General features: G+C 27.3%; 17 protein-coding genes. 3 read left to right on the forward strand and 14 right to left on the reverse strand.

Annotated elements, in window-relative coordinates:
- Window positions 1-5: 5 nt before the first annotated feature.
- The 9 genes from KYD98_RS00685 to murG form a co-directional block, all read right to left on the reverse strand.
- A complete protein-coding gene (locus KYD98_RS00685) occupies window positions 6-455 on the reverse strand; it encodes a chemotaxis protein CheW (protein ID WP_219777665.1) in 450 nt (149 codons plus the stop codon).
- A gap of 14 nt (window positions 456-469) precedes the next feature.
- On the reverse strand, window positions 470-2,452 hold the full coding sequence (locus KYD98_RS00690) for a flagellar assembly protein A (protein WP_219777666.1): 1,983 nt from the start codon (window positions 2,450-2,452) through the stop codon (window positions 470-472).
- 94 nt (window positions 2,453-2,546) lie between these two features.
- Window positions 2,547-3,353 (reverse strand): aminotransferase class IV, encoded by an 807-nt coding sequence (locus KYD98_RS00695; protein ID WP_219777667.1) that lies wholly within the window; start codon window positions 3,351-3,353, stop codon window positions 2,547-2,549.
- Between the two features lie 31 nt (window positions 3,354-3,384).
- Window positions 3,385-4,023, reverse strand: a complete 639-nt coding sequence (locus KYD98_RS00700; protein WP_219777668.1) for an HAD-IB family hydrolase — start codon at window positions 4,021-4,023, stop codon at window positions 3,385-3,387.
- A gap of 386 nt (window positions 4,024-4,409) precedes the next feature.
- On the reverse strand, window positions 4,410-5,603 hold the full coding sequence (locus tag KYD98_RS00705) for a pyridoxal phosphate-dependent aminotransferase (RefSeq protein ID WP_219777669.1): 1,194 nt from the start codon (window positions 5,601-5,603) through the stop codon (window positions 4,410-4,412).
- Window positions 5,604-6,133: 530 nt separating this feature from the next.
- Window positions 6,134-6,505, reverse strand: a complete 372-nt coding sequence (locus tag KYD98_RS00710) for a DUF1292 domain-containing protein (protein ID WP_219777670.1) — start codon at window positions 6,503-6,505, stop codon at window positions 6,134-6,136.
- A gap of 423 nt (window positions 6,506-6,928) precedes the next feature.
- Window positions 6,929-10,441 carry a pyruvate:ferredoxin (flavodoxin) oxidoreductase gene (gene nifJ, locus KYD98_RS00715; RefSeq protein WP_219777671.1) on the reverse strand — a complete coding sequence of 1,171 codons (3,513 nt, stop codon included), beginning with the start codon at window positions 10,439-10,441 and terminating at the stop codon, window positions 6,929-6,931.
- A 98-nt stretch (window positions 10,442-10,539) separates the two neighbouring features.
- The gene (locus KYD98_RS00720) at window positions 10,540-10,965 is read right to left on the reverse strand and encodes a flavodoxin domain-containing protein (protein ID WP_219777672.1); all 426 of its coding nucleotides are present in this window, start codon (window positions 10,963-10,965) and stop codon (window positions 10,540-10,542) included.
- Between the two features lie 179 nt (window positions 10,966-11,144).
- Window positions 11,145-12,218, reverse strand: a complete 1,074-nt coding sequence (murG, locus tag KYD98_RS00725) for an undecaprenyldiphospho-muramoylpentapeptide beta-N-acetylglucosaminyltransferase (protein WP_219777673.1) — start codon at window positions 12,216-12,218, stop codon at window positions 11,145-11,147.
- A gap of 350 nt (window positions 12,219-12,568) precedes the next feature.
- Between murG and KYD98_RS00730 the strand changes: the two genes are divergently transcribed.
- The 3 genes from KYD98_RS00730 (at window position 12,569) to KYD98_RS00740 (ending at window position 14,696) form a co-directional block, all read left to right on the forward strand.
- Window positions 12,569-12,760: an alpha/beta-type small acid-soluble spore protein gene (locus tag KYD98_RS00730; protein WP_219777674.1), complete on the forward strand. Its 192-nt coding sequence runs from the start codon at window positions 12,569-12,571 to the stop codon at window positions 12,758-12,760.
- Between the two features lie 437 nt (window positions 12,761-13,197).
- Window positions 13,198-14,493, forward strand: coding sequence for an acetyl-CoA hydrolase/transferase family protein (locus KYD98_RS00735; RefSeq protein ID WP_219777675.1), 1,296 nt, complete (start codon window positions 13,198-13,200; stop codon window positions 14,491-14,493).
- Window positions 14,494-14,507: 14 nt separating this feature from the next.
- Complete coding sequence (locus KYD98_RS00740; protein WP_219777676.1) at window positions 14,508-14,696, forward strand: hypothetical protein; 189 nt, start codon at window positions 14,508-14,510, stop codon at window positions 14,694-14,696.
- Between the two features lie 316 nt (window positions 14,697-15,012).
- Here KYD98_RS00740 and recJ read toward each other — a convergent pair whose 3' ends face one another.
- The 5 genes from recJ to KYD98_RS00765 all read right to left on the reverse strand — a co-directional run bounded on the left by recJ (window position 15,013) and on the right by KYD98_RS00765 (window position 24,706).
- Complete coding sequence (gene recJ, locus KYD98_RS00745; RefSeq protein ID WP_219777677.1) at window positions 15,013-16,779, reverse strand: single-stranded-DNA-specific exonuclease RecJ; 1,767 nt, start codon at window positions 16,777-16,779, stop codon at window positions 15,013-15,015.
- Window positions 16,780-17,039: 260 nt separating this feature from the next.
- Window positions 17,040-17,576: a DJ-1 family glyoxalase III gene (locus KYD98_RS00750; protein ID WP_219777678.1), complete on the reverse strand. Its 537-nt coding sequence runs from the start codon at window positions 17,574-17,576 to the stop codon at window positions 17,040-17,042.
- A 166-nt stretch (window positions 17,577-17,742) separates the two neighbouring features.
- Window positions 17,743-20,652, reverse strand: a complete 2,910-nt coding sequence (locus tag KYD98_RS00755) for a DNA topoisomerase IV subunit A (protein ID WP_219777679.1) — start codon at window positions 20,650-20,652, stop codon at window positions 17,743-17,745.
- 228 nt (window positions 20,653-20,880) lie between these two features.
- A complete protein-coding gene (locus KYD98_RS00760; RefSeq protein ID WP_219777680.1) occupies window positions 20,881-22,830 on the reverse strand; it encodes a DNA gyrase/topoisomerase IV subunit B in 1,950 nt (649 codons plus the stop codon).
- A 484-nt stretch (window positions 22,831-23,314) separates the two neighbouring features.
- Complete coding sequence (locus KYD98_RS00765; RefSeq protein WP_219777681.1) at window positions 23,315-24,706, reverse strand: glycosyltransferase family 2 protein; 1,392 nt, start codon at window positions 24,704-24,706, stop codon at window positions 23,315-23,317.
- Window positions 24,707-24,973 lie beyond the last annotated feature (267 nt).

Raw genomic sequence — 24,973 nt, forward strand, 5'->3', positions numbered from 1 at the left:
ACCCCCTAAAATATACTTTGTTCTTCCTCTAAAGATAATATCTTATCTAAATCTAAAAGTATTACTATATTATTCTCTAATCTTATTAAACCCTTAATATAAGTTCTTGATATTGTAGCTGTAATAGGAGGAGATACTTCTATTAAAGAATTGTCAATATCTTTAACTTCATAAACATTTTCTACAATAATCCCAAATTTTTTATCATCTCGTTTTACAACTATAATTTTTCTATTATCATTATCTTTATCATCACCAAAATTAAATTTCCTTGATAAACTTATTATTGGAAGTATGCTTTCCTGATAATTAATTACTCCTTTTACAAAAGAAGGTGCTTCCGGAAGAACTGTTGGTTCTTCATAACCTAAAATTCTTTCTACATCCTTTATATCAGTAGCATAATGTTCATTATTTAAGCTAAATATTAATATTTTTATTTCATTACTTTCCATACAATTGTTACCTCCTATAGTAAAAACCTGTCAACATTTATCATACCATCTTTACCTAAATAAGCTTTTACATCACGAGAAGCTACATCTAATATTATTTGCTTTTCTCCAAAACAAAAAACTGTGTTCTGATAAGCTATATCTGCCGTAATAATACCTGTTCTTGGCACTTCTATTCTGGTAAGCACTCCTGCTATACTTCCTACGGTTTTTAATTTCACTTCATTTCCTGCACACAGAATCCCTCCTCTACATACAGAGCCACTTTGAGTAAATTCAATATTATTTAATGCTGTTATCTTAGATACATATTGACCTTTACCAGTTATGAAAACACTTCCTGATGCTTCAATTGTTGAATCTTGAACATAACCTATATATACATCTGTTGGAATTGTTATTTCTTCTGATAATGTATCTATCTCAGTTGTTACCATTTTTTTAAAATCATATAATTCAAAATAATTTTTTATATTAATAGGACCAAGTCCTATAATTTTCTCTCGAATAAAGGTAAGCATTGCATTTTCAGTTATTCCATCATTCAACTCAAAACTTATTATAAGCATAGATAATCGTGGAATATTTTTAAATTTATTTTCTATTAATATTTTAATTATTTCACCATCACATTTATTATCACCTAAAAGTCTCTTATCTTTTATTTGTTTTGCTGCAATAATTAATTCCTCTATTATAGTTTCGTATTGTTTTAATATTTCTAAATGCTTTTTTTTATTAATATCTTCTGAACCTGAAGTTATTTTAGAATTTAATACATTTGCTTCTACAGTAATTTGTCCTCCTGCAGAAATTTTTGCTTCCTCAACATTTTTTTTAACAGTAACAGAATTTCCCGACTTTACTTCTGTACCATATTTTATACTGCCAGTTATTTCAACATCACCTATAAAATTTATATTTCCACTTTTCATATCAACATCATTAATAGTATATACTTGATTAACACTATATACTCCAGATTTACATGATGGTCTACCCTCTATCAATGCTATAACTTTATTACCTTTTAATGTACAACCTTCTCCTGCTTTTAGTACTATTTTCTTAGCTCGTATCCTTTTTACATTTTTTCCAAAGATGTCAATACCATCTTTTCCATCTTTTCCTTCAACTTTTTCAGCTAAAATATCATCTACTTTTACATTTGAGATTGAATACATATTTCTATAATCTACTCTCTCATTCTCATTTGTTAATATCCTCTTTTTAGTTGTTTCAAAAAATACTTGTATATTATCTGGTATATCTTCTACGATTTTTTCCCCTTTTGCTACTAATATATGTTCTACAGAATTTCCACTTTTACATATAGCATTTAAGTTATCTTTCATTATTCCATATACAATTCTCTTTTCTTTTAATATTGTTAATAATTCATCATAAGTATATTTAGGAGGATATTCTCCTTCTACCTCTTTCACTTCTAATACAAGATTCTCACAGCACGGTTTATCTATTAATTCATGATAATATTCAGGTGTATAAATAATGGTTATATAAGCTTCCATTTTATCTTCTGATATAGATATATCAACCTTTCTAGTTGCATGTTTCTTAATAATTTTAGTTTCAATTTTATCATCAGAATGTATAACTATAGTGCTTGTACATTCTTTCCCATTAATTAATAAATCAATACCATCACATGGTTGTATTGTTACACAATTTGTATCTAAATAAGCTTTGTCAGTAGTTATTATTTTGCCATTCTCTACTTTTATACCTTTTTCACTTTTTATATATATATCATTTTCATCTTCTTTTGTTTGCTCTTCTAATTTAGTTTCAATAATAACATCATCTTCTTTAGTAACAGTATCATATTGTGAAACCTCTATCTTAACATGCTTTTTAAAAAAGATATGTTTTTGTTCTAAAATTTTATATGTTAATGATTCCTTAGGAATTTTTAATTCATCAGATGCGTTTTTTAAGCATTCATCTAATGTAGTCCCCGAAAACAAAAGCCCCATAACTCTCAACTCCCATAAAAATAATTGTTTTTTTTAGTATAACACATGGTAAAACAATTTAATACATACTATTGTATATTACTTATTTTCCCATCTAATATTTATTAATATAATCTTCAATTTTTTTATTATAATATTTCATTATATTCTTTATAATGTCATTATTTTTGTTAAATTTTATATTATTAACCTCATTTATCGGAAGCACTTTAGGTGATGTTCCACATATAAACATTCCATCTAACTCTTTTATATCAGAGTATTTATATTCCATTTCTTTAACTTCTATATTATTTTTAATAGCTAACTCTATTATCTCTCCTCTTGTAACTCCTGGTAATACAGCTCTAACTGGTGAAGTTAATAACATATTATCTTTTATCATAAATATATTGGATTTACTACCTTCTGTTATATATCCATTTTTGTCAACCAATATAGCTTCATAAGCATTCTCTTCTTTAATTTTGTTATTTACCTTATCCCTAAAAGTTCGATTAACTATTTTGGCATTTGGATTTTCTCTTTCTCCAAAATATAGAATAGTTTTAACACCATTTTCATACATAGATTCAGTTGGATAATTATGTTTTATAAAAAATATCTTTAATTTTTTAGTATCTACATTATAAATTATTTTTATATTTCCTTCTAATTTATTATTTTTTTCTATCAACTCTTCTATACTTTTAGTTAATTCTTTATCATTTAAAGGATAATCTAAATTTATTAATTTAAAAGAATTTTTCATTCTTACTAAATGATTTTCTAAAAAAAGTGCTTTACCATGTATTACTCTTAAAACTTCATATATAATTTTATTCTTTATTTCATTTTCGTCTATAATTGTTGTTTCCTTAATCTTATAATCTTCAATAAAAAAATTATTAATACATTCCATACTACTCTCCCCCTTTTATATAGTAGTTTAACTATCTCCATTTTAAGATTTCAAATTCATGCTTCTTTTTATAATTAATCAAATACGGTTTACCCACTAAATCTAAAAGTGGTTTATCTGATAAAGAATCTGAAAACATATATGATTCTTTGAAGTCTACTTCTATATTTTCCTGTTTAAGAAACTCTTTTAAACGTCTTACTTTCTCTTCACCTTTACAATTAAAACCATCCATTTGTCTTATAAATTTACCTTTATCGAACTTAAACTTAGTTCCAATTATTCTATCAACTTCTTTTATTTTATAAAATTTATTTATATAGAATTCAGGTGATGCTGATATTAAATATATATCATATCCTTCTGACTTTAGTTTTTTCATCATATTAATAGCATCATTATATAAAATACTTGTTAATTTTTCACTATAAAATTCTTCTACAAGTTCTTCTAAATCTTGTTCTTCTATACCATCTATAAATTTTAAGAATTTTTCTTTTACCATTTTTTCATCATATACTTTTATTGAATACATGACCCCACAATATAATGCTCTCGGTAAAAATTTTATATTTTTAATATCTTTTTTCACACAATACTTAAAAAACTCCATAAGTGTTTCCTTTTTAGTAATAGTATAATCTATATCAAATATTGCTACTTTTTTCATTATTTAAACTCTTTCCTTTTAATTATAATTTCAAATATATAAATTCCAATAAAAGTTTCTACATTAAATATAAATCTTAGAATATTTATAATGATATTATTAATCATTATAGTTAAAAATTTATATATAAAATTTATAACATATAATTCTAACTAAATATTGTTAATTAAAGATATAATTTTATATAAAAGATTATAAATGCAATAACTTACTTAAAAGATATATATATGATTCTAAATTGTTATTATTAATACTTTTATATTAAAAAATTTATTTTTTATATAATATATTCGTTTAAAAAACCTCATGTTTAAAACAAGAGGTTTATAGAATCTTTTAATATTATATCCAAAATAAATTCTTTAACTCAAAATAGCTATATAAATTTATTTTATTTTACTTAAGAATATAGATAATCTATCAATTCCTTTTTCTATTATTTCAATAGATGTTGCATATGATAATCTTATATAATTATCTAATCCAAAACCAGATCCAGGTATTACTGCCACCTTTTCTTCTTCTAATAAAACTCTAGCAAAATCAAGAGAGTTGTTTATTTTCTCTTCTTTGAAAGTAGTATTTAAATATTTTTCTATATTAACCATTACATAAAAAGCTCCATTAGGTTTTATTATAGAAACTTCATTTACCTTACTTAACTTATCAAGCATAAAATTTCTTCTACTTTCAAATTCATTTATCATTTTTTCTAAATTTTCTTTTGGACCTGTTAATGCTTCAATTGTTGCATATTGAGTTACTGTATTAACATTTGATGTCATATGACTTTGTATACTAGTCATAAGTTTTGTTAGTTTTTCACTTGCTGCTACATATCCAAGTCTCCATCCAGTCATTGCATAAGTTTTTGATACTCCATTTATAACTATAGTTCTATCATATGCATCTTCATTTAAACTTGCTATACTTATATGTTTTTCACCATCATATATTAATTTTTCATATATTTCATCTGAAATTATAAGTATATCATGTTTTTTAGCAAAGTCTGCTATTATTCTAAGCTCTTCTTCATGATAAATTGTTCCTGTTGGGTTATTTGGACTATTTAATATTATAGCTTTTGTTTTATCTGTAACAACAGATTCTAGTTCTTCTAAAGTATATTTATAGTTATTTTCTTTAGATGTTTTAACAAATACTGGAGTTCCATCAGCTAATTTTACAAGTTCAGGATAACTAACCCAATATGGTATTGGTATTAATACTTCATCACCAGGGTTCAATATTGCCATAAACACATTTGCTAAACACTGCTTCGCCCCTGTTGATATAGTTATTTGATTTGGTTTATAGAATAAATTATTATCAGTTTTAAATTTATCGCATATAGTTTCCTTTAATTCTATAATTCCTCCTGCTGGAGTATATTTAGTCTTTCCTTCTTCCATTGCTTTTATTGCTGCATTAATAATATTTTGTGGAGTATTAAAGTCTGGTTCTCCCGCTCCAAAACTAACTACATCTACCCCTGAATTTTTAAGCTCCTTTGCTTTCGCTGTAATTTCCAACGTAATTGATGGATTAATATTTTCAGCCTTTCTAGATAATTCCATTCCCTTCTCCTCCATTATTTTATAAATATTAATAAATTTCATATTTTCTTTAGTTAATTTATAAGTTCTATAAAAGTTTGTTTATTAATATAAATCTTAAAATATTTATAAATAACATACTTACTAGTATAATGAAGAACTTATATAGAAAATCTATTCTACATATACTTAGAACTAGATAACGTTAATTTAAAATATAATTTTTTACAAAAATCATATAAAATATTATAAATATATTAACCTAATTACAACATATATATTAAATAAACACTTCTTTATAAAATAAAATATAGCATTTATAGTTTAAATTGTAAATAAGGCATATTCCAAAAAGTAACGAGTCAATCTACAAAGCCTATTTTTCGCTAAGCTGTGTCAACAAATTTCTATAATAGACTTGCTATAAGGTCAATCTGATTTCCTTCCTTGATGAAAAATAATCATAGCATTTGAGACTTGTTATTTTCTTTTATATACCTAAATAGGTTTTAGCAATATGCTAAAACCTATCTGATAAATAATAATATTTATTATTCTTGTCCTGCTAAATCTTCTTGATAGTAAGTTGATACTCTATCAAATTCTTCTTCTTCAGGAACTACAAGTTCTTCTCCCTCAGTTCTAAATAGATAAACTGAATCCTCTTCTGGATTTTGAGCTAATATATATTCTTTTCCTTCAAATTCGAATGCGTCAATTATAGGGCATGAAACTATATTTCCATTATCATCTTCTAAATCTACAACAAAAGCTTCTTCATCTCCACATCCGCATCCACATTCATGATCGTGATCGTGTCCTCCACAACCGCATCCATGTTCATGATCATGTCCATGGTCTCCACAACCACATCCATTATTTTCTTCGCATCCACATCCACATTTTTCTAAATCTTTATCCATAACTAAATTTATTCCTCCTTTAAAATACATAGACAACTGTATTGACTTATGTATAACACCTGTCTAAATTATATTGCTTAATCTCCATAATAATTCTACCCTTAAATAGAGAAAATTAAAACCCTTAAAATAAAAATATTTCATATTAATGAAAATTAATCAAATAATTCTCTTTGTATTATCATTATACTTATCTATATTTTTTATGCACACAAAATAATATCTTCAATCTAATTAAAATATAATTTCTTATACAAAAAAGATAGAGACACTAAATTTTAGTATACAATTTCATTATAAATCTCTAACATTAGATTTTATCAACATTTTCATACTTGAAAAAAAGTTTATAATTTTATGCATTCAAAAAAGAGATGATCAAAAATGATCATCTCTTTTAATTTAAACTCTCAACAATACTTACTATTCTTGAGCAGCTAATTTTTTGTATCCTGCTAATCTTTCCATAGCATCATTATAAGTCTTTTCAAATAAAGCATCTGCAGCTTCTGGGAATGCCTTAGCAAGTGAAGCGTATCTTACTTCTCCCATTAAGAATTCTTTAAAGTCAGCAGTTGGTTCCTTAGAATCTAATACAAATGGATTCTTAGTTCCCTTTAATTCTGGATTAAATCTATACATTGACCAGTATCCACAATCAGTAGCTCTCTTAGCTTCTAATTGGCTGTTACCCATACCAATTCTTATACCATGGTTGATACATGGAGCATATCCTATGATTAATGATGGTCCCTTGTAAGCTTCTGCTTCTGCAATAGCCTTAAGTGCTTGATTCTTGTCAGCTCCCATATTAACTTGTGCTACATATACATAACCGTAAGTCATAGCCATCATACCAAGATCTTTCTTCTTAGTTCTCTTACCACTTGCAGCAAATTTAGCTATTGCAGCAGTTGGTGTAGATTTAGATGATTGACCTCCAGTATTTGAGTAAACTTCTGTATCAAATACAAATATATTTACATCTTCTCCACTAGCTAATACATGGTCAACTCCACCGTATCCGATGTCGTAAGCCCATCCATCTCCTCCAAAGATCCATTGTGATCTCTTAACTAAGTATTCCTTATCTTTTAAGATTACTTTAGCTAATTCATGATTAGATTTTTCTAAAGCAGCAACTACTTTATCAGCTCTTTCTCTAGTTCCGTTTCCTTCTTGAGCATTATCTAACCATTCTTGAAGAGCAACTTTAGCTTCTTCTTCTATTCCTTCAGCTATTGCCTTTTCAGCATTTTCAGCAATTCTTTGTCTTATTGCTTTAACTCCTAGGTGCATACCTAATCCGAATTCAGCATTATCTTCGAATAATGAGTTAGCCCAAGCTGGACCATGTCCATTATGGTTAGTTGTGTATGGAGTTGAAGGTGCAGATCCACCCCAGATTGATGAACATCCAGTTGCATTAGCGATCATCATTCTATCTCCAAATAATTGAGTTATAAGCTTAGCATATGGAGTTTCTCCACAACCAGCACAAGCTCCTGAGAACTCAAGTAATGGTTGCTCAAATTGGCTACCCTTAACTGTATTCTTGTTCATTGGATTAGCTTTTGGTTCTACTACATCCATTGCATAATCCCAAGCTTCTATCTTGTCATGTTGACTTTCTTGTGGTTTCATAACTAATGCTTTTCCTGGTGCTGGACATATTTGAGCACAGTTTCCACATCCTGAGCAGTCTAAAGGTGCAACTGCCATGTTGTAGAATAATGGTGCTTCTGTCTTTAATCCCTTAGCAGCTACTGCTGTTAATGAATCTGGTGCAGCATTCTTTTCAGCTTCAGTTAAAAGAACTGGTCTGATTGAAGCATGTGGACAAACATATGAACATTGGTTACATTGGATACATTTTTCTGAATCCCATTCTGGAACATTTACAGCAATTCCTCTCTTTTCGAAAGCTGCTGTACCTGCTTCAAATGTACCGTCTTCCATTCCTACAAATGTTGAAACTGGAAGAGAATCTCCTTCTTGTCTATTCATTGGAATAACTATATTCTTAACGAAATCTGATTTTTTCTTAGTATCAGCTGTTTCTTCGTCTACAGCTGTTTTCCAAGCTTCTGGTATTTTGATTTCAACGATTGCTTCAACACCCTTATCGATAGCTGCGTTATTCATGTTAACAACTTTTTCACCCTTCTTACCATAAGAAGTTACAACAGCATCTTTTAAGTATTTAATTGCATCTTCAACAGGGATAATTCTAGCTAACTTAAAGAAAGCTGATTGCATTATCATGTTGATTCTTCCACCAAGACCAATTTCTTGAGCAATAGCAACAGCATTTAAAGTGTAGAACTTAATGTTGTTGTTAGCTATAAATCTCTTATATGATGCAGGTAATTTTTCTTCTAAATCTTCTGGAGTCCAGATAGTATTTAATAAGAAAGTAGAACCCGGTTTTAATCCATCAAGTACATTATATTTATGGATGTATGATTGGTTAGAACAAGAAACAAAATCAGCTTTGTTAATTAAGTATGGTGATTTTATTGCTTTCTTACCAAATCTTAAGTGAGATACTGTGATTCCACCTGATTTCTTTGAATCATAGAAGAAGTATCCTTGAGCATACATATCTGTATGGTCTCCAATGATTTTGATAGCACTCTTGTTAGCTCCAACAGTACCGTCTGATCCTAATCCCCAGAACTTACAAGCTGTAGTTCCTTCTGGAGTAGCATCTATATCTTCATGAACTTCTAATGAAGTGTTAGTAACATCATCAACTATACCTATAGTAAATCCGTTCTTTGGTTCTTCTTTTGCTAAGTTTTCATAAACTGCAGCAATGTGTCCTGGATTTGGATCTTTTGATCCTAAACCGAATCTTCCACCGATAACTAATGGTGCATCAGCTTGTCCAAAGAAAGCATTTCTAACATCTAAGTATAATGGTTCTCCAGCTGAACCTGGTTCTTTAGTTCTATCTAAAACAGCAATTTTCTTAGCTGTTTTTGGAATAGCTGCTAATAATTTTTCATTTGAGAATGGTCTGAATAATCTTACTTTAACAACACCAACTTTTTGTCCGTTAGCATTTAAGTAATCTACAGTTTCTTCACATACATCAGTTGCTGAACCCATTGCTACTATTACTCTGTCTGCATCTGGTGCACCATAGTAATCGAAACAGTGATATTCTCTGCCAGTTAATTTAGTGATTTCAGCCATGTATCCTTCAACTACATCTGGAAGTGAATCGTAGAATTTGTTTACAGATTCTCTTTCTTGGAAATAGATATCTGCATTTTGAGCAGTACCTCTAGTTACAGGACGATCTGGATTTAATGCTCTAGCTCTGAAAGCTTCAACTGAATTCCAGTCTACTAATTTAGCTAGTTCATCATATTCAAGAACTTCAATTTTTTGTATTTCATGAGAAGTTCTGAAACCATCAAAGAAATTACAGAATGGAATTCTTGATTTAATAGCTGTTAAATGAGCAACTGCTGCTAAATCCATAACTTCTTGAACTGATCCTTCAGCAAGCATTGCAAAACCAGTTTGTCTTGCTGCCATAACATCTTGGTGATCTCCAAAGATATTTAATGATGAAGTAGCTAAAGCTCTTGCTGATACATGGAATACTCCAGGTAACATTTCACCAGCAATTTTGTACATATTTGGGATCATTAATAATAAACCTTGAGAAGCTGTATAAGTAGTTGTTAAAGCTCCTGATTGTAATGATCCATGAACTGCACCAGCTGCACCAGCTTCTGATTGCATTTCCATAACTCTTACTGGTTGTCCAAATATATTCTTTCTTCCTTGCGCAACCCATTCATCAACATGTTCTGCCATTGGTGATGATGGAGTGATTGGGTATATTGCAGTAACTTCAGTAAATGCATAAGATATATGAGCTGCTGCAGTATTACCATCCATAGTTTTCATTTTTCTCATCGCATGACCCTTCTTTCTATTATTTAAAAGTTAAATTTTAAAATTAAATTTAAATATATTATAAAAGTAAGTCTTAATTGACTACCTCATAAACAATATTATTTAGCGAGTTTTTCCCCTAAAAATTTAGCTTGTTTTAATTGTTCCTTTGTTGGTGACTCTTTTACAATTAATTCTCCAATCAAATTAAGCCCATATGATTTCATTGTATGCGCCCAAAATTTCATAAACGTATCCTCAATCCATCCATGAGTTCCAAATAAAACACAATTTTTATTTTTGATAGGTAAATCTTTTAGTTTTTCAAGAAATGGTTGCATTTCTTGCTGTTCTATATTATTTTCATCCATAGCAGGACTTCCAAACGCCACAGAATCTGCCTCTAAGACGTCTTCAACTGTTGCATCTGTAACATGCTTTAAAGTTACCTCTGCACCTAAATTTTCAGCGCTATCTGCCATCACATTAGCAAGAATCTCTATATTCCCACCACAACTCCAATAAATGATTGACACCTTTTTCATAAAAATAGCACCTCGCCTTTCGTTAAATAATTAACTCTCCTAATGAAAATTAAATAAACCTACATACTTTATTATATATCACATATTTTTTTTTGCAAGGTTTCATTAATTAAACTTAGACAATTATATATATTTTCCATTGATATTCCTTATTATTGTACAAAAAAATTAATATATAATTATTTTTTTATACTTTCTAATATTACATTTATTATGCAATCTATACTATTTTTACCATCACCTCTGTCCATTGCTTTAATAAGCTCACTTTTTTTAGATTTAAGTTCAATAATTTTCTTATATAAAGCATCTTTTTGTAATTCTTCTTCTTCTAATACAAGCGAATACCCTTCATTTTTAAACGAATTAGCATTTAAGATTTGGTCTCCTCTACTTGCTTTTTTAGAAAGTGGTATTAATAGAGTTGGTTTTTTCAACTCTAGAAATTCAAAAATTGAGTTTGCACCTGCTCTTGATATTATATAATCTGAAGCTTTCATTAAATGAGGTAATTCTTCTGTAACATACTCAAATTGTTTATAACCTTTTTTGTTTAAAAGATTAATATCTAAATTATCTTTACCACAAATATGAATTATGTTAAATTCTTTTAATAATAATTCTAGATTTTTTCTAATTTCTCTATTTATCACTTTAGAACCTAAGCTACCACCCATTATTAATAAAATTTCTTTTTCATCTGTAAAATTGCAAAATTCTTTCCCTTTATTTTTATCTCCATTTAGAATTTCTTTTCTTATTGGACTACCAGTTAATACGCCTTTATCTTCTTTTACAAATTTTAAACTTTCTCTAAAAGTAACACATAATTTAGTACAAAAAGGAGCTGATAATTTATTGGCAAGCCCTGGTGTAATATCAGACTCATGAGCTACTACTGGTATATTTTTTAAATATGCTGCAATAACTACTGGAACTGCTACAAATCCTCCTTTAGAGAAAATAACATCTGGTTTTTCTTTATTCAAAATACGTTTTGCATCTATTATTCCCTTTAAAACTTTAAATGGGTCTGAAAAGTTCTTTACATCAAAATATCTTCTTAATTTACCTGAAGATATCTCAAAATATGAAATATCACTTTTTTTAATTATTTCTTTTTCTATTCCATCTTTGCTACCAATATATTTTATTTCAAAACCTTTTTCCTTTAATGACGGTACCAACGCTAAATTAGGCGTCACATGGCCAGCTGTTCCTCCACCTGTCATTATTATTTTATATTTATACAAGAATAACTCATCCTTTCATTACATTGTTTCTACAACTTAAAACACAGCATTGTTGAAAAATATATAATTCTAATAAAGTTTATTTATTAAATATAACCGATATGATTTAACCACTTAATGCTCAAATAGTATATAATTAATAATTTACTTATTTAAGTATACTACTTAAAATATATATTTTTTCATACTTTGTATAAATAATGTATTCTAAACTAACACAAATTTAGAATACATTATTTATTTACCTTAGTCAAAGCCTGTCAATCTACTCCTCCTTTTCCTCCATTTATATAATATAATTTTTATTTTTTTACACAAGCTATATATACAAAGTAAAGGAGGTGAAAAACATGAGTAATTACAATAATCAAAACTTAATCCCTGAAGCAAAAAGTGGATTAGCAAAATTCAAAAATGAAGTTGCTAATGAAATGGGCGTACCATTCAAAGAATATAATGGAGATTTAAGTTCAAAACAATGCGGAAGCGTTGGTGGCGAAATGGTTAAAAGAATGGTTGAACAATATGAAAGAAATCTTTAACCATAAATAAACATTATAAATACTTTTAGAGGATAGTTTAAAACTATCCTCTATTTTGATTGAAAAATTATATACTTCTAAATATTTAATAAATTCTGAAAATTAGTATTGTTTTTTATTTAACAATGTAGTATATTATAAATATAGAGATAAATAATAATTTACAAAGTTACTTCAATCTAATATATTTATTATTATTATCTAATTTAATATTATTTTTTTAGTTATGTAAACTAGCAAACACCCTTGTTTACGTGCTTATAAGTAAACTTAATTACACAAAAGCTAAAAATAAGTTATTCTTGAATTTTATAATACAACATTTAACTAAAAGAATACTTAGAGAAGATTATGAATTACTTCGTATTTAAAGTAATCGTTTTTATAATTATTATTGTTAAGAAAATAACACTTTATTTGACTAGGGGGATATTTTTATGAATTATTCAGAACAATTGAAAAACAAAACTATCACAGTAGATACTGCCTTATCACTTGTTAAATCAAATGATGAAATTGTTACTTCATTAGGACCTTGTGAGGCTACACTATTTATGTCAAGACTTCATGAGATAAGAGATAGAGTAGAAAATGTATCTGTTGTTAGTATGCTTAGTGCTTTAGATTATAAATATCATACTGATCCAAGTATGGCTGGACACTTTGTAAATGAGAGTACTTTCTTTGCTGGACCTGCTAGAAAGGCACATCCAACAGGATTAGTTTCATATATACCAACACACCTTAGATATTCTGCTATTAACAGATTAAGTTACAAAAAACCTAATATCTTTGTAGGTGCTGCTACTCCAATGGACGAGCATGGTTTCTTCTCATTATCACTTTCATTAGTATATGAAAGAGATTCTTTAGAAAATGCTGATATTGTAATTTTAGAAATAAATGAAAATTTACCTAGAGTTCTAGGAGATACTTGTATTCATATAAGTGAAGTTGATTATGTTTATGAAAGTCAAGAAAAAGTTCCTGAATTAGTAACCAAAGAACCTAGTGAAAAAGATTTTAAAATAGGTCAATATATTGCTGATTTAGTAGAAGATGGTTCTACTATTCAACTTGGAATTGGTGGCATTCCTAACGCAGTTGCTAAATCTTTATTAACGAAAAAAGATTTAGGAATCCATACTGAAATGATTACTGAAGGTGTGGTTGATTTATTTGAAGCTGGAGTAGTAAATAATACTAAGAAAACTCTTCATAGAAATAAAATTGTTGGTGCTTTCGCCTTTGGTTCTAAAAGATTATATGATTTCTTAAATGATAATCCTTGTATAGAAATGAAAAGATGTTCTTATGTAAATAATCCTTACGTATTAGCTAAAAATAAAAAGATGGTTTCTATAAACACATCACTTTCTATAGATTTAACTGGACAATGTGCATCTGAAAGTTTAGGTTTTAAACAATACAGTGGAACTGGTGGACAAACTGATACTGGTATAGGTGCTCAAATGAGTGAAGGCGGAAAATCTATAATCGCATTATACTCTACTGCTAAAAATGATACTATTTCTAGTATAACTGCAAGTCATTATATGGGAGCAGCAATTACATATTCTAGAAACGATGTTCAATATGTTGTTACAGAATATGGTGTAGCAAATCTTCGTGGTAAAAGTATTAGAGAAAGAGTTGATAGTTTAATAGCTATAGCTCATCCTGATTTTAGACAAGAACTTAAAAAGGAAGCTGTTAAAAATAGAATTTGGTAAAAGGAGTGATTTTAATGGATGAAAGAGCTAAATTAAAGGAAATCTCAGGAAAGTTAGATTTAATTAATAGCAAAGTTAATAACATTCAATATCAAATTTTCCAAGCAAATCAATGTAATACTAATGGAAATTATATAGATTTCTTATACGAAAATTATACTGAATCACTTATTGAAAATGTTTGCCAAGTAATAGGCGATTAGAATCTTAAAGGGTATTTACAAAATATAATAATTTTGTAAACACCCTATTTAAAATTAAGGCTATGTTTTAAAACAGTGTTGATATTATAGTATAAGGGCGAATTGGCATTGGAATTTACTTTTTAGAACTCTTAATGAAGATTTGTACAATTAATTGCTTGTCAACAATCTGTGATTGGGAGCATGCATTAATTGGACTAAGCTTTATTTTAGAGTTCTTAAAGTAAATTCCCCTGTCCATGAGCTTTATACTATAATATCAACATTTACTTAAAACATAGCCTAAATTAATAACATACTTTAAGTATGAAAATAATTATCTATAATTTTGTATTATAAGCTGAATATTACTAACACCATTATATTCATTTATACTTGGGTAAAATATAAAATCTATATTAACACTATTATATTGACCATCATATAATTTATGTAATTCTTCATTCCCATACTTATTTATTATTGTATTCTCAAATTCATTAATATCACCAAAATAGATTCCATCAATAATTTTTCCTAACTCGGTTTTAAGCTTAAGCTTTAATACATTATTGTTTTTACCAAGAACCATAGCTTTAATTACACATATATTTTTTGCACCAAATAAAGGTTTAGAATTACCTTTTCCAAAAGGTTCTAGAACTTCTAAATCATTTATCATATCATAATTAATATAATCTAAATTTAATGCTAAATCTATTGTAACTTTAGGAATAAGTTCTTCTTCTGTAAGAATAGTATTTTTATTAAGCTTTTCTCTAAGTTTATCTATATTTTCTTCTTTTAAAGACAATCCAGCTGCCATAGGATGTCCTCCAAATTTATCTAATAGCTCCTTACATTTTATCAATTCCTCAAACATATTGTATTCTTCTATTGATCTCCCAGAACCTTTAGCTCCATTTTCTGCTTTTGTAAGTATTATTGTTGGAACGTTATATTTTTCTCTTATTCTACCTGCTATTATTCCAGCTAAACTTTCATGAACTTCTGATATATATATTAAAAATACCTTATCATTTTTAATATTAGTACTCTCTACAATATCTATAGCTTTCTCTACCCCTTCAAGAGTCATATCTTTTCTTTCATTATTTAATTCTACCAATTCGTCTGCCAGTATTCTTGCTTGTTCTTCCTCTTCTGATAACAATAATCTTAATCCTCTTTTTGCAGAATCTAACCTACCTGATGCATTTATACACGGACCTATAACAAATCCCAAATGATATGTAGATATTTCTTTATCATACATATTTGTTGCATTTATCAACGCTTTTAATCCTAAGTTTGTTGTTTTATTTATCATAGCCAAACCATTTTTAACAAATATTCTATTTTCATCAATAAGATCCACAACATCACAAACCGTAGCTATAGCAACAAATTCTATTAATTTAAAACTTTCTTCTTTTTTAATATCCATTTCATTAAATAAAAGTTGAATTAATTTAAATGCTACACCTGCTCCACATATCCTATCAAATTTATATTTACACTCAATTTGTTTAGGATTAACTATAGCATCTGCCTCAGAAGATATAAAAGTTCGTATACCATTTTCATCTTCAACAAATGGTATATCATGATGATCAGTTACTATTACTGTCATACCTAATTCTTTAGCATATTTTATTTGATCAATTGCTGAAATACCATTATCACATGTTAATAATGTATCTACGCCATCTTCATTTGCTTTAAAAATTATATCTTTATTTATTCCATATCCATCCTTTATCCTATCTGGAATTTCATAATCTACATTTGCCCCACATTTTTTTAATGAAGTATACAATATATAGACACTAATTACTCCATCGACATCATAATCTCCAACTATTCTTATTTTAGATTGTGATTTTATCTTATCTTTCAATATATTAACAGCTTTTTTTATATCTTTCATTTCACTTGCATCATGAAGTTTTTCAATACTAGGATTTATATAATTTTTTATCATATTATCCTCTGTAATATCTCTGTTTATAATTAATTTACTTATTAATTCACTTACACCATATTTTATAGAAACTTTTTTAAAATCCACTTTTTTATTTTTTACAAACCATTTTTCTACCATATATCCTCCAAACTCTTTAATAAAAACTTACTTCTTGTAATACACATTATCTTAACATTAGCATACACTTAAAACCTAAGTTTATAAGTAAATATTCACATTCGTGATTAATTTTATTCATTTAAATAACAAATAATCCACATTATTCCTATATATTAGATAAAAAAAGAGGAGAATTGTGGATTATTTTTAAAAACTATTTATATATATTTTAAAATAGAATTTATATTATAATAAAACATTCACAAACCTATAAAGTATTACTTATATAACATAGATTTAGCTAATTCGTTAACTTTATCATAACCTAGTTTCTCTATTAGCCTATAAGCAAATGCCATAGCTGTTGCTGGTCCCCTACTTGTTATTATATTGCCATCAACAACAACTTCATCTTCTAAATAAGTACAATTATTTAATTCTTCTTCAAAACCTGGATAAGATGTTACATTTTTTCCTACTGTTAATCCTGCCTTACCCAATACTATTGGCGCTGCACATATAGCACCTATCAATTTCCCATTAGCATTATATTTATTAATAAATTTTATCACTCTAGAATCATCTCTCAAATTAGTTGCCCCTGGCATTCCTCCTGGAAGTACAACTAAATCATATTCTAAATTTTCATCAAATATTTTATCAGCTTTTATAACTACTCCATGAGAAGATTTTACTAATTCTTTATCCATAGATACTAAATCACAATTCATTCCTGTTCTTCTTATAATATCACTTACCATTAAAGCTTCCACTTCTTCAAAGCCTTCTGCTAATAATATACACGATTTTTTCATTCAAATTACCTCCTAAATACCTTAATAAAAAGGATGTTTAAAAAACTTAAAACATCCTTTACTTTTTTTAATTATAACTCATCAACTAGATACATAAAAGCATTTAAATAAGACACATGAACTTGTTGTTTTTTTGATTATGCCTAAATAAAAATGTATCTTATTATTATACTATTAATATATCTTTAACTTCATCGTCAACCATTAACATTATATTAGTACCTCTACCCGCTCTATTTTGTAATTTAACTTCATCAACTTTTAATGTTAATTTTTGCTTATCTTTTGAAGTAAGTAAAATCTCCTGTGATTTGGGAGATATAATAACTGTATTATCTTCCCCTTCTAAATATTTAGAAATATACCCTCCAAATATAACTTCATCTTCATCTCTTAAACTAATTCCAGTAACTCCAGAAGCTATTTTCCCCATTGTATTAACATTCTCAACTGGGAATCTTATAGCCATACCTTTTTTAGTTATTATAAGTAAATGTCCTAATGTAACTTTATTGATATCTACTGATACTACTTCATCATCTTCACTTTTTAATTTATAATAACATTGTTTATTTATATCGCCTTCAAATTCTTGAAGCAATGTCTTCTTAACTAACCCTTTTTTACTAAATGAATATACTGCTAATTTTTCATCATAAGAATATAATGTAGATATCTTGATAACCTTTTCCCCTTTTTCTAATCCTCCAGTATACAATTCTACTTTTACTTCATTTTCTATTATATTTTTCATTAAAAATACTGGTATTTTATATACATTTCCTTTATTGGTGAATAAGGCTAAATATTTTAAAGAATTAGTTCTAGTCTTTAATGCATCTTCTTTAATTTTCTTATATGATTTAAACGTATTTTTATCTGTAACTCCAATATTAAATTCAAAATATTCATCTTCTTTACAATCTTCTACTTCAATTATTTCATCATCAGAAGAAAGATTAAATAATTGTATTGCAAGAATATTTCTCGAAACATTTTCTAGTTCTGGTATTTCCACAATAAAATCTAAACCTAACTTACTCTTAACTCTCAAATATTGATTTTCTTCTTCAGAATCTTTGATTTTAACACTTAATAGTTCATCTCCATCACGCAACTTTAAAGCTTGTAACTTTGCATATGATGTTTCAAATTTATCTAATGAAGTTTCTTTTATTCCACCATTTTTAGTTATAAATCTAAAGATTTTATTAGGATTAAAATTATCTACTGATATTACATTAATTATTTTTTCATCTTCTAAATCTAAAGATTTTATTATTTCATCCAATCTTTCCCCTTTTTCTTTCCACTTTAATTCAGGTATATTTATACTCTTAACTTGATACATAAAGCCTTTTTCAGTGAATATAAGTAAACTATCTCTTGTATTAGAACTTATAAGATATTCTAACGAATCACCTTCTCTATAATCTATATCATCCGGATTAAAGTTAGATCTATTATAATTTTTAAGAGGTATTCTTTTTATAAATCCATCTTTTGATAGAGTTACCATAACTTCTTCTATTACTATTAATTCATTAAGATCTATTTTACTTTTACTATCATCTTCTACTACAGCTGTTCTTCTTTTATCACTATATTTATCACTTATTTCTTTCAATTCACTTTTTATTACTTTTAATAATTCTTTTTCATCAGATAATATTTTTTCTAATCTTTTTATTATCTTTTGAAGTTCTTTATACTCTTTTTCAAAAACTTTTATTTCAAGTCCAGTTAATCTATATAGCATTAATTCTAAAATAGCTTGAGCTTGTTCTTCTGAGAATTCAAACTTATTTATCAAATTAATAGATGCATCCTTTTTAGATTTAGAAGCCCTAATTGTTGCAATCACTTCATCTAATACATCAATTGCTTTTATAAAACCTTCAACTATATGATGTCTTTTTTTAGCAATTTGAAGTTCTTTTTCACTTCTTCTTGTTACTATCTCTTTTTGATGATTTACATAATACCTAATCATCGCCTTTAAACTCATAGTTTCAGGCTTTCCATCTGCTAAAGCTACCATATTAAAATTTATATTACATTGCAAATCCGTTTTTTTAAATAAATATTTTAATACTTTATCTACATTTTCTTCATTTGCAGTCTTTTTAAATTCAATAACAGCTCTTATTCCATGTCTATCTGATTCATCTCTAATATCTGCTATTAATTCTAAAGCTTTAGAATGTCTTTTATCTCCTGTCATTTCTGAAATTGTTTGAAGTATTTTTGCTTTATTTCTCTTGTAAGGAAACTCACTTATCACTATTCCTAATCTTCCATTTTCTAATGTCTCAATTGAAGTTTTTGCTCTATATGCAACCTTTCCTACACCTGTTTCATAAGCTGATTCAAGTGAATTTTTCCCTATTAATATTCCTCCAGTAGGTAAATCTGGTCCTTTTATAAACTCCATAAGATCTTTAGTAGAAATCTCATTATTATCTATATAAGCTAATACACCATTAGTTACTTCTTCTAAATTATGAGGTGGAATATTAGTTGCAAGTCCTACTGCAATACCAAATGCACCATTCACTAAAAGATTTGGATATCTACTAGGTAACACTTTAGGTTCAACTTCACTATCAGAATAGTTAGGAATCATATCTACAGTATCCTTATCTATATCCCTTATCATTTCCATGGAAATAGAAGCAAGTCTTGCCTCTGTATAACGCATTGCTGCTGCACTATCTCCATCTATAGATCCCCAGTTACCGTGTCCATCTATCAATGGTATTCTCGTCGAAAAATCTTGTGCTAAAATTGTCATTGCATCATAAACTGATGTATCTCCATGTGGATGAAATTTACCTAAAATATCTCCTACTATTCTTGCTGATTTATAGTATGGTCTATCAGGAAAAGCCTTTAAAAGATATGCACCATAAAGTATTCTTCTATGAACCGGTTTTAATCCATCTCTTACATCAGGAAGTGCCCTGTCTTTTGCAACTTCTATTGCATAAGGTAAATAATTTTCCGGCATTGCTTCTTCTAAAGGAATCCTAATTATATTATTATCCTTAGGGATAGTCTTTATTTTCTTTGCCATAATTTTTCTCCGTTCCTAATTTAATAATTAATAATCTTAAAGTAATTCTTAACTTCAAGTAAAATTTCTTCAACATATTTTCAAAAAAGCTCATAAAATGAGCTTTTTGCTTAATTATAAATTTATATTTTAAGTAAATGTTAATATTATAGTATAAAAGCTAATTAACATTAGAATTTAATTTATACTAAATATCAATATTGTTTAAAATATATTTAATATTATTTATTAATTAAATTCTCCATATTTATACATATAACTTTTTCTAGGTTCTACTATATCTCCCATTAGCAAAGATATCATCTTCTCTGCTTTTGCTGCATCATCTATTGTAACTTGCATAAGCGTTCTAGTTTCTGGATTTAAAGTAGTTTCCCATAATTGATCAGGGTTCATTTCTCCAAGCCCTTTATATCTTTGTATCAAAGCACCCTTTCCTATTTCCTTCTTAACTGCTTCTAAGTCATCATCACTATAAGCATATTTTACTGTTTCAACACCTTTGTTTACTTTATAGACTTTATATAAAGGTGGTTGTGCTAAATAAAGATGACCATTTGCAATTAAAGGTCTCATATATCTATAAATATATGTCATCCATAGAGTTCTTATATGATATCCATCTACATCAGCATCACTCATTATTATTATTTTATCGTATTTCATATCTTCTTGTTTATAATTATCTAATATTCCAGTACCAATAGCTGTATTAAATATTTTTAGTTCTTCTGATGCTAATACATTTTCTAATTTTTGTTTCTCAGTATTCATTATTTTACCTTTAGAAGGCATAATAGTTTGAAATCTTCTATCTCTTGCCTGTTTAGCAGAACCTCCAGCAGAATCTCCCTCAACCACTATAAATTCATTTACTGTTTTATCTTTTAGAGTACATACTGCGACTTTCCCTGCTAATGGAGAGGTTCCTACTCCAACCTTTTTCTTTTCTGCATCATTTATTTTTTTTATTTTATCTCTTCTTTTAGCTGATTCTAAAGCATTATTAATTAATATTGTGGCTAATTCTTTATTATCCTCAATCCATTCTGAAAATTTAGTATAAACCAAATCATTCATCATAGTATATGCTTCATTATTACCAAGTTTAGTTTTAGTTTGCCCTTCAAAAATAGGATTAGTAATTTTAATTCTTAATATTGCAGTCATTCCTTCTCTTAAATCATTGCCTTCAAAGTCTTTATCTTTTTCTTTAATTAGATTAAGCTTTTTAGCACCCTCTTTAAATGCTCTTGTCATACCAGTCTTAAATCCAGTTTCATGTGTTCCTGCTTCAGTAGTAGGTATATTATTTACATAACTTGCTATATATTCTGTGGATGAATCTGTAAATTGAATACATACCTCTCCATGTATCTGGATATTATTTAGTGATCTATCTCCATCAAAGATTATAGGTGTATCATGAATTACAGTCTTACTTTCATTTAAATAATTTATAAAATCTAAAAGCCCATTTTCTGAATAATATTCTTTTTTAATTTCTTCAGACTTTCTTCTATCTATAAGCTCTAATCTTATGCCTTTATTTTGGAAAGCTAACTCTTGTAATCTACTGTCTATAATATCAAATTTAAAATCTACAGTTGAAAATATTTCATTATCTGGTCTAAAAGTTACTTTAGTACCATTTTCTTTTGTCTTCCCTATTGTTTGTAACTTAGATACTGGAGTTCCTGGCATATTTCTTTTTAATTCTTTATCAAAAGCATATTCAAATCTTTGTCTATATATATTCCCATTTTGGTACACTTCTACTTCAAGCCATTTTGATAATGCATTTACAACTGCTGCTCCAACACCATGAAGTCCACCAGAAGTTTTATAATTTTTATTATCAAACTTGCCACCCGTATGTAGTTCTGTAAATACCATTTCAACGCCCGTTTTTTTCTTTATAGGATGTACTCCCGTAGGTATACCTCTTCCATTATCTAGAATTGTAACACTCTTATCTTCATTTAAAGTTATAGTTATTTTATCTCCATAACCATTACTAATTTCATCTATAGAGTTATCTATTATTTCCCATATACAATGATGTAGTCCTTTCATTCCTGTAGAACCTATATACATACCTGGTCTAATTCTTACCGGCTCTAATTTTTCTAAAGATGTTAAGTCCGTTACATCATAATTACTATTTTTTAATTCCATAAGGTCCTCCTAAAAATATACTAATAAATTGAATATATTAATAATCATCATTTGTTCACTTAGATATAATAAATATTCTTTTAAAGTACACTCATAAGTAAATCAATTTATTAACTCATATTTTCTTATTTAGCTATGATTATTTAAAAATCCTTTATTTTTTCTATATTTAAAAATACTAATATTCAGTAAAAAAATAGAAATATTTTAAATAATCATATTATAATCATTACACAAGCGAACTTATGTACTGGTCTACTATAAAAATATACTTTATTTTATAGCTAATGTCAAAATTAACGTTAATACTTATCTTAAAATCTAAATTTTATGTAATATTTAATTAATGAATAAACTTTATTAGAACTTATATATAAATATAAAATAAGAGTGCTTTATTTTACAAGAAACAAAACATAAAGTTTTAAATTACTTTCTAATAAGCACTCTTTTAATATTATATTTTTATTTATTAATAGCGAAACTATACATCATATATTTCTATACTTCTAACATGTTTAGTATGGCTCCACTCTTTATTATTCTTATTTATTATTCCTTGTATAGTAATTGGTATCCATGTTATTGTATATATTCCATATAATAAGAATCTAAAAAATAGTATTAAATTCTTTTTACCTAATAAAATTAGAACTAAAAATAAAAATGCTAAATTAAATCCTATTGTTATTCCTAAAGAAATAAAATAGTTTTCTACACCTTCTAAAAGATACGGAATAACAAATACATTGGTTGAATATATAACAGTCATTGTTAAAAATGCCTTAGATACTTTTTCTTCTAATGCTAATACTACAGGCGTAATAATAAACTGAATTAAGGCAAAAACTTTCCATCCAATATCACTTAATAAATAACTTAAAATAAATATGTCCCTTCCCGCTGACGAATCAACTTGAACAATTGTTAAAATTGCAGATAAAGCCAACATTAAAGTAACAAATGGTTGTAATACATATAACGCACAATCAAAAATATACCATTTTCTTTCTTTAATTGACTTCTTAACTAACTTGAAAAAATATCTTGATGCTACGTCAGTAAAACCTTGCATCCATCTTTTCCTTTGAGTCCATGATTGAGCTAATTTTAAAGGTTTTTCATCATAAATAATAGCATCATGCGCCCAGCCTACTTTTGCTCCATTAAGAACAAGTTTACATGTGAACTCTAAATCCTCTGTTAAGCATGTAGCTCCCCAACCTAATTCTTTTAATGTCTCAGTATCAATAGCAAATCCTGTTCCTCCTATTTGATTAGAAAATCCAACATTTGCTCTTGCTAATTGGAAAAGTCTATTTTGAGTCCAAAAAGCTATTGAATAAGCAGTTGCAATCCAAGAATCATCTGGATTTTTACTGTCAATATACCCTTGTACAACTTTATAACCTTGACACATTTTTAAATTTATTTCTTTTAAGAAATTTTTATGTACAAGATTATCAGCATCAAATATGGCTATTGCATCATATTGTTTTTCCATTTTAAATAGATTTGCAAACATCCATTCTAATGCATATCCTTTACCTCTTTTATCTTTTTCAAATCTTTCACAAACATTTACCTTATATTTACTTGCTATCTTAGCAGTATTATCCGTACAATTATCTGCTATTACAAAAATGTCATACATATCTTTAGGATATTCAAGATTCAACATACTCTCTATAAGCTTACTAATAACTACTTCTTCATTATGTGCTGCAATTAGTAACGCAAATTTTTTCTTTGGAGTATAATCTTTTTTTTCTTTCTTTCTAACAAGTCCGAAAAATCCTAATACCATGTAATACACGGTTAATGTAAAAACTAATATTTGAAATACAGCTGTTATGGTAAAAATGTATTTTCCCATTACATTCACTCCTAATGCTAAATGGATCTCATTTTCCATTCATTATTTTATATACACATTTTAATTACATCTTTATTTAATATATTTCAATATAACTAAAAAATCAAGTGTATATTTCTTAAGATAAAATTAAATTTATTTAATTTACTTATTATGTAATCATTTACCTTCACTTTTCTTAATTTCTTTAACTTATCTTTATATATGACTTATATTCTTATATTACCCTTATATTTAGATATTTATTTAAAATATTATTAATTATGT

Origin of the sequence: Clostridium weizhouense, assembly GCF_019431045.1 — a bacterium.
Lineage (GTDB): Bacteria > Bacillota > Clostridia > Clostridiales > Clostridiaceae > Clostridium > Clostridium weizhouense.

Excerpts from the sequence above, each read along its gene's own strand:
- KYD98_RS00690 (WP_219777666.1), bottom strand. The coding sequence starts at position 2,452 with ATGGGGCTTTTGTTTTCGGGGACTACATTAGATGAATGCTTAAAAAAC.
- KYD98_RS00765 (WP_219777681.1), bottom strand. The coding sequence starts at position 24,706 with ATGGGAAAATACATTTTTACCATAACAGCTGTATTTCAAATATTAGTT.
- KYD98_RS00695 (WP_219777667.1), bottom strand. The coding sequence starts at position 3,353 with ATGGAATGTATTAATAATTTTTTTATTGAAGATTATAAGATTAAGGAA.
- KYD98_RS00750 (WP_219777678.1), bottom strand. The coding sequence starts at position 17,576 with ATGAAAAAATCGTGTATATTATTAGCAGAAGGCTTTGAAGAAGTGGAA.
- KYD98_RS00740 (WP_219777676.1), top strand. The coding sequence starts at position 14,508 with ATGGATGAAAGAGCTAAATTAAAGGAAATCTCAGGAAAGTTAGATTTA.
- KYD98_RS00720 (WP_219777672.1), bottom strand. The coding sequence starts at position 10,965 with ATGAAAAAGGTGTCAATCATTTATTGGAGTTGTGGTGGGAATATAGAG.
- KYD98_RS00760 (WP_219777680.1), bottom strand. The coding sequence starts at position 22,830 with ATGGAATTAAAAAATAGTAATTATGATGTAACGGACTTAACATCTTTA.
- KYD98_RS00755 (WP_219777679.1), bottom strand. The coding sequence starts at position 20,652 with ATGGCAAAGAAAATAAAGACTATCCCTAAGGATAATAATATAATTAGG.
- KYD98_RS00700 (WP_219777668.1), bottom strand. The coding sequence starts at position 4,023 with ATGAAAAAAGTAGCAATATTTGATATAGATTATACTATTACTAAAAAG.
- nifJ (WP_219777671.1), bottom strand. The coding sequence starts at position 10,441 with ATGAGAAAAATGAAAACTATGGATGGTAATACTGCAGCAGCTCATATA.
- KYD98_RS00710 (WP_219777670.1), bottom strand. The coding sequence starts at position 6,505 with ATGGATAAAGATTTAGAAAAATGTGGATGTGGATGCGAAGAAAATAAT.
- KYD98_RS00705 (WP_219777669.1), bottom strand. The coding sequence starts at position 5,603 with ATGGAATTATCTAGAAAGGCTGAAAATATTAATCCATCAATTACGTTG.
- KYD98_RS00730 (WP_219777674.1), top strand. The coding sequence starts at position 12,569 with ATGAGTAATTACAATAATCAAAACTTAATCCCTGAAGCAAAAAGTGGA.
- recJ (WP_219777677.1), bottom strand. The coding sequence starts at position 16,779 with ATGGTAGAAAAATGGTTTGTAAAAAATAAAAAAGTGGATTTTAAAAAA.
- KYD98_RS00685 (WP_219777665.1), bottom strand. The coding sequence starts at position 455 with ATGGAAAGTAATGAAATAAAAATATTAATATTTAGCTTAAATAATGAA.
- KYD98_RS00735 (WP_219777675.1), top strand. The coding sequence starts at position 13,198 with ATGAATTATTCAGAACAATTGAAAAACAAAACTATCACAGTAGATACT.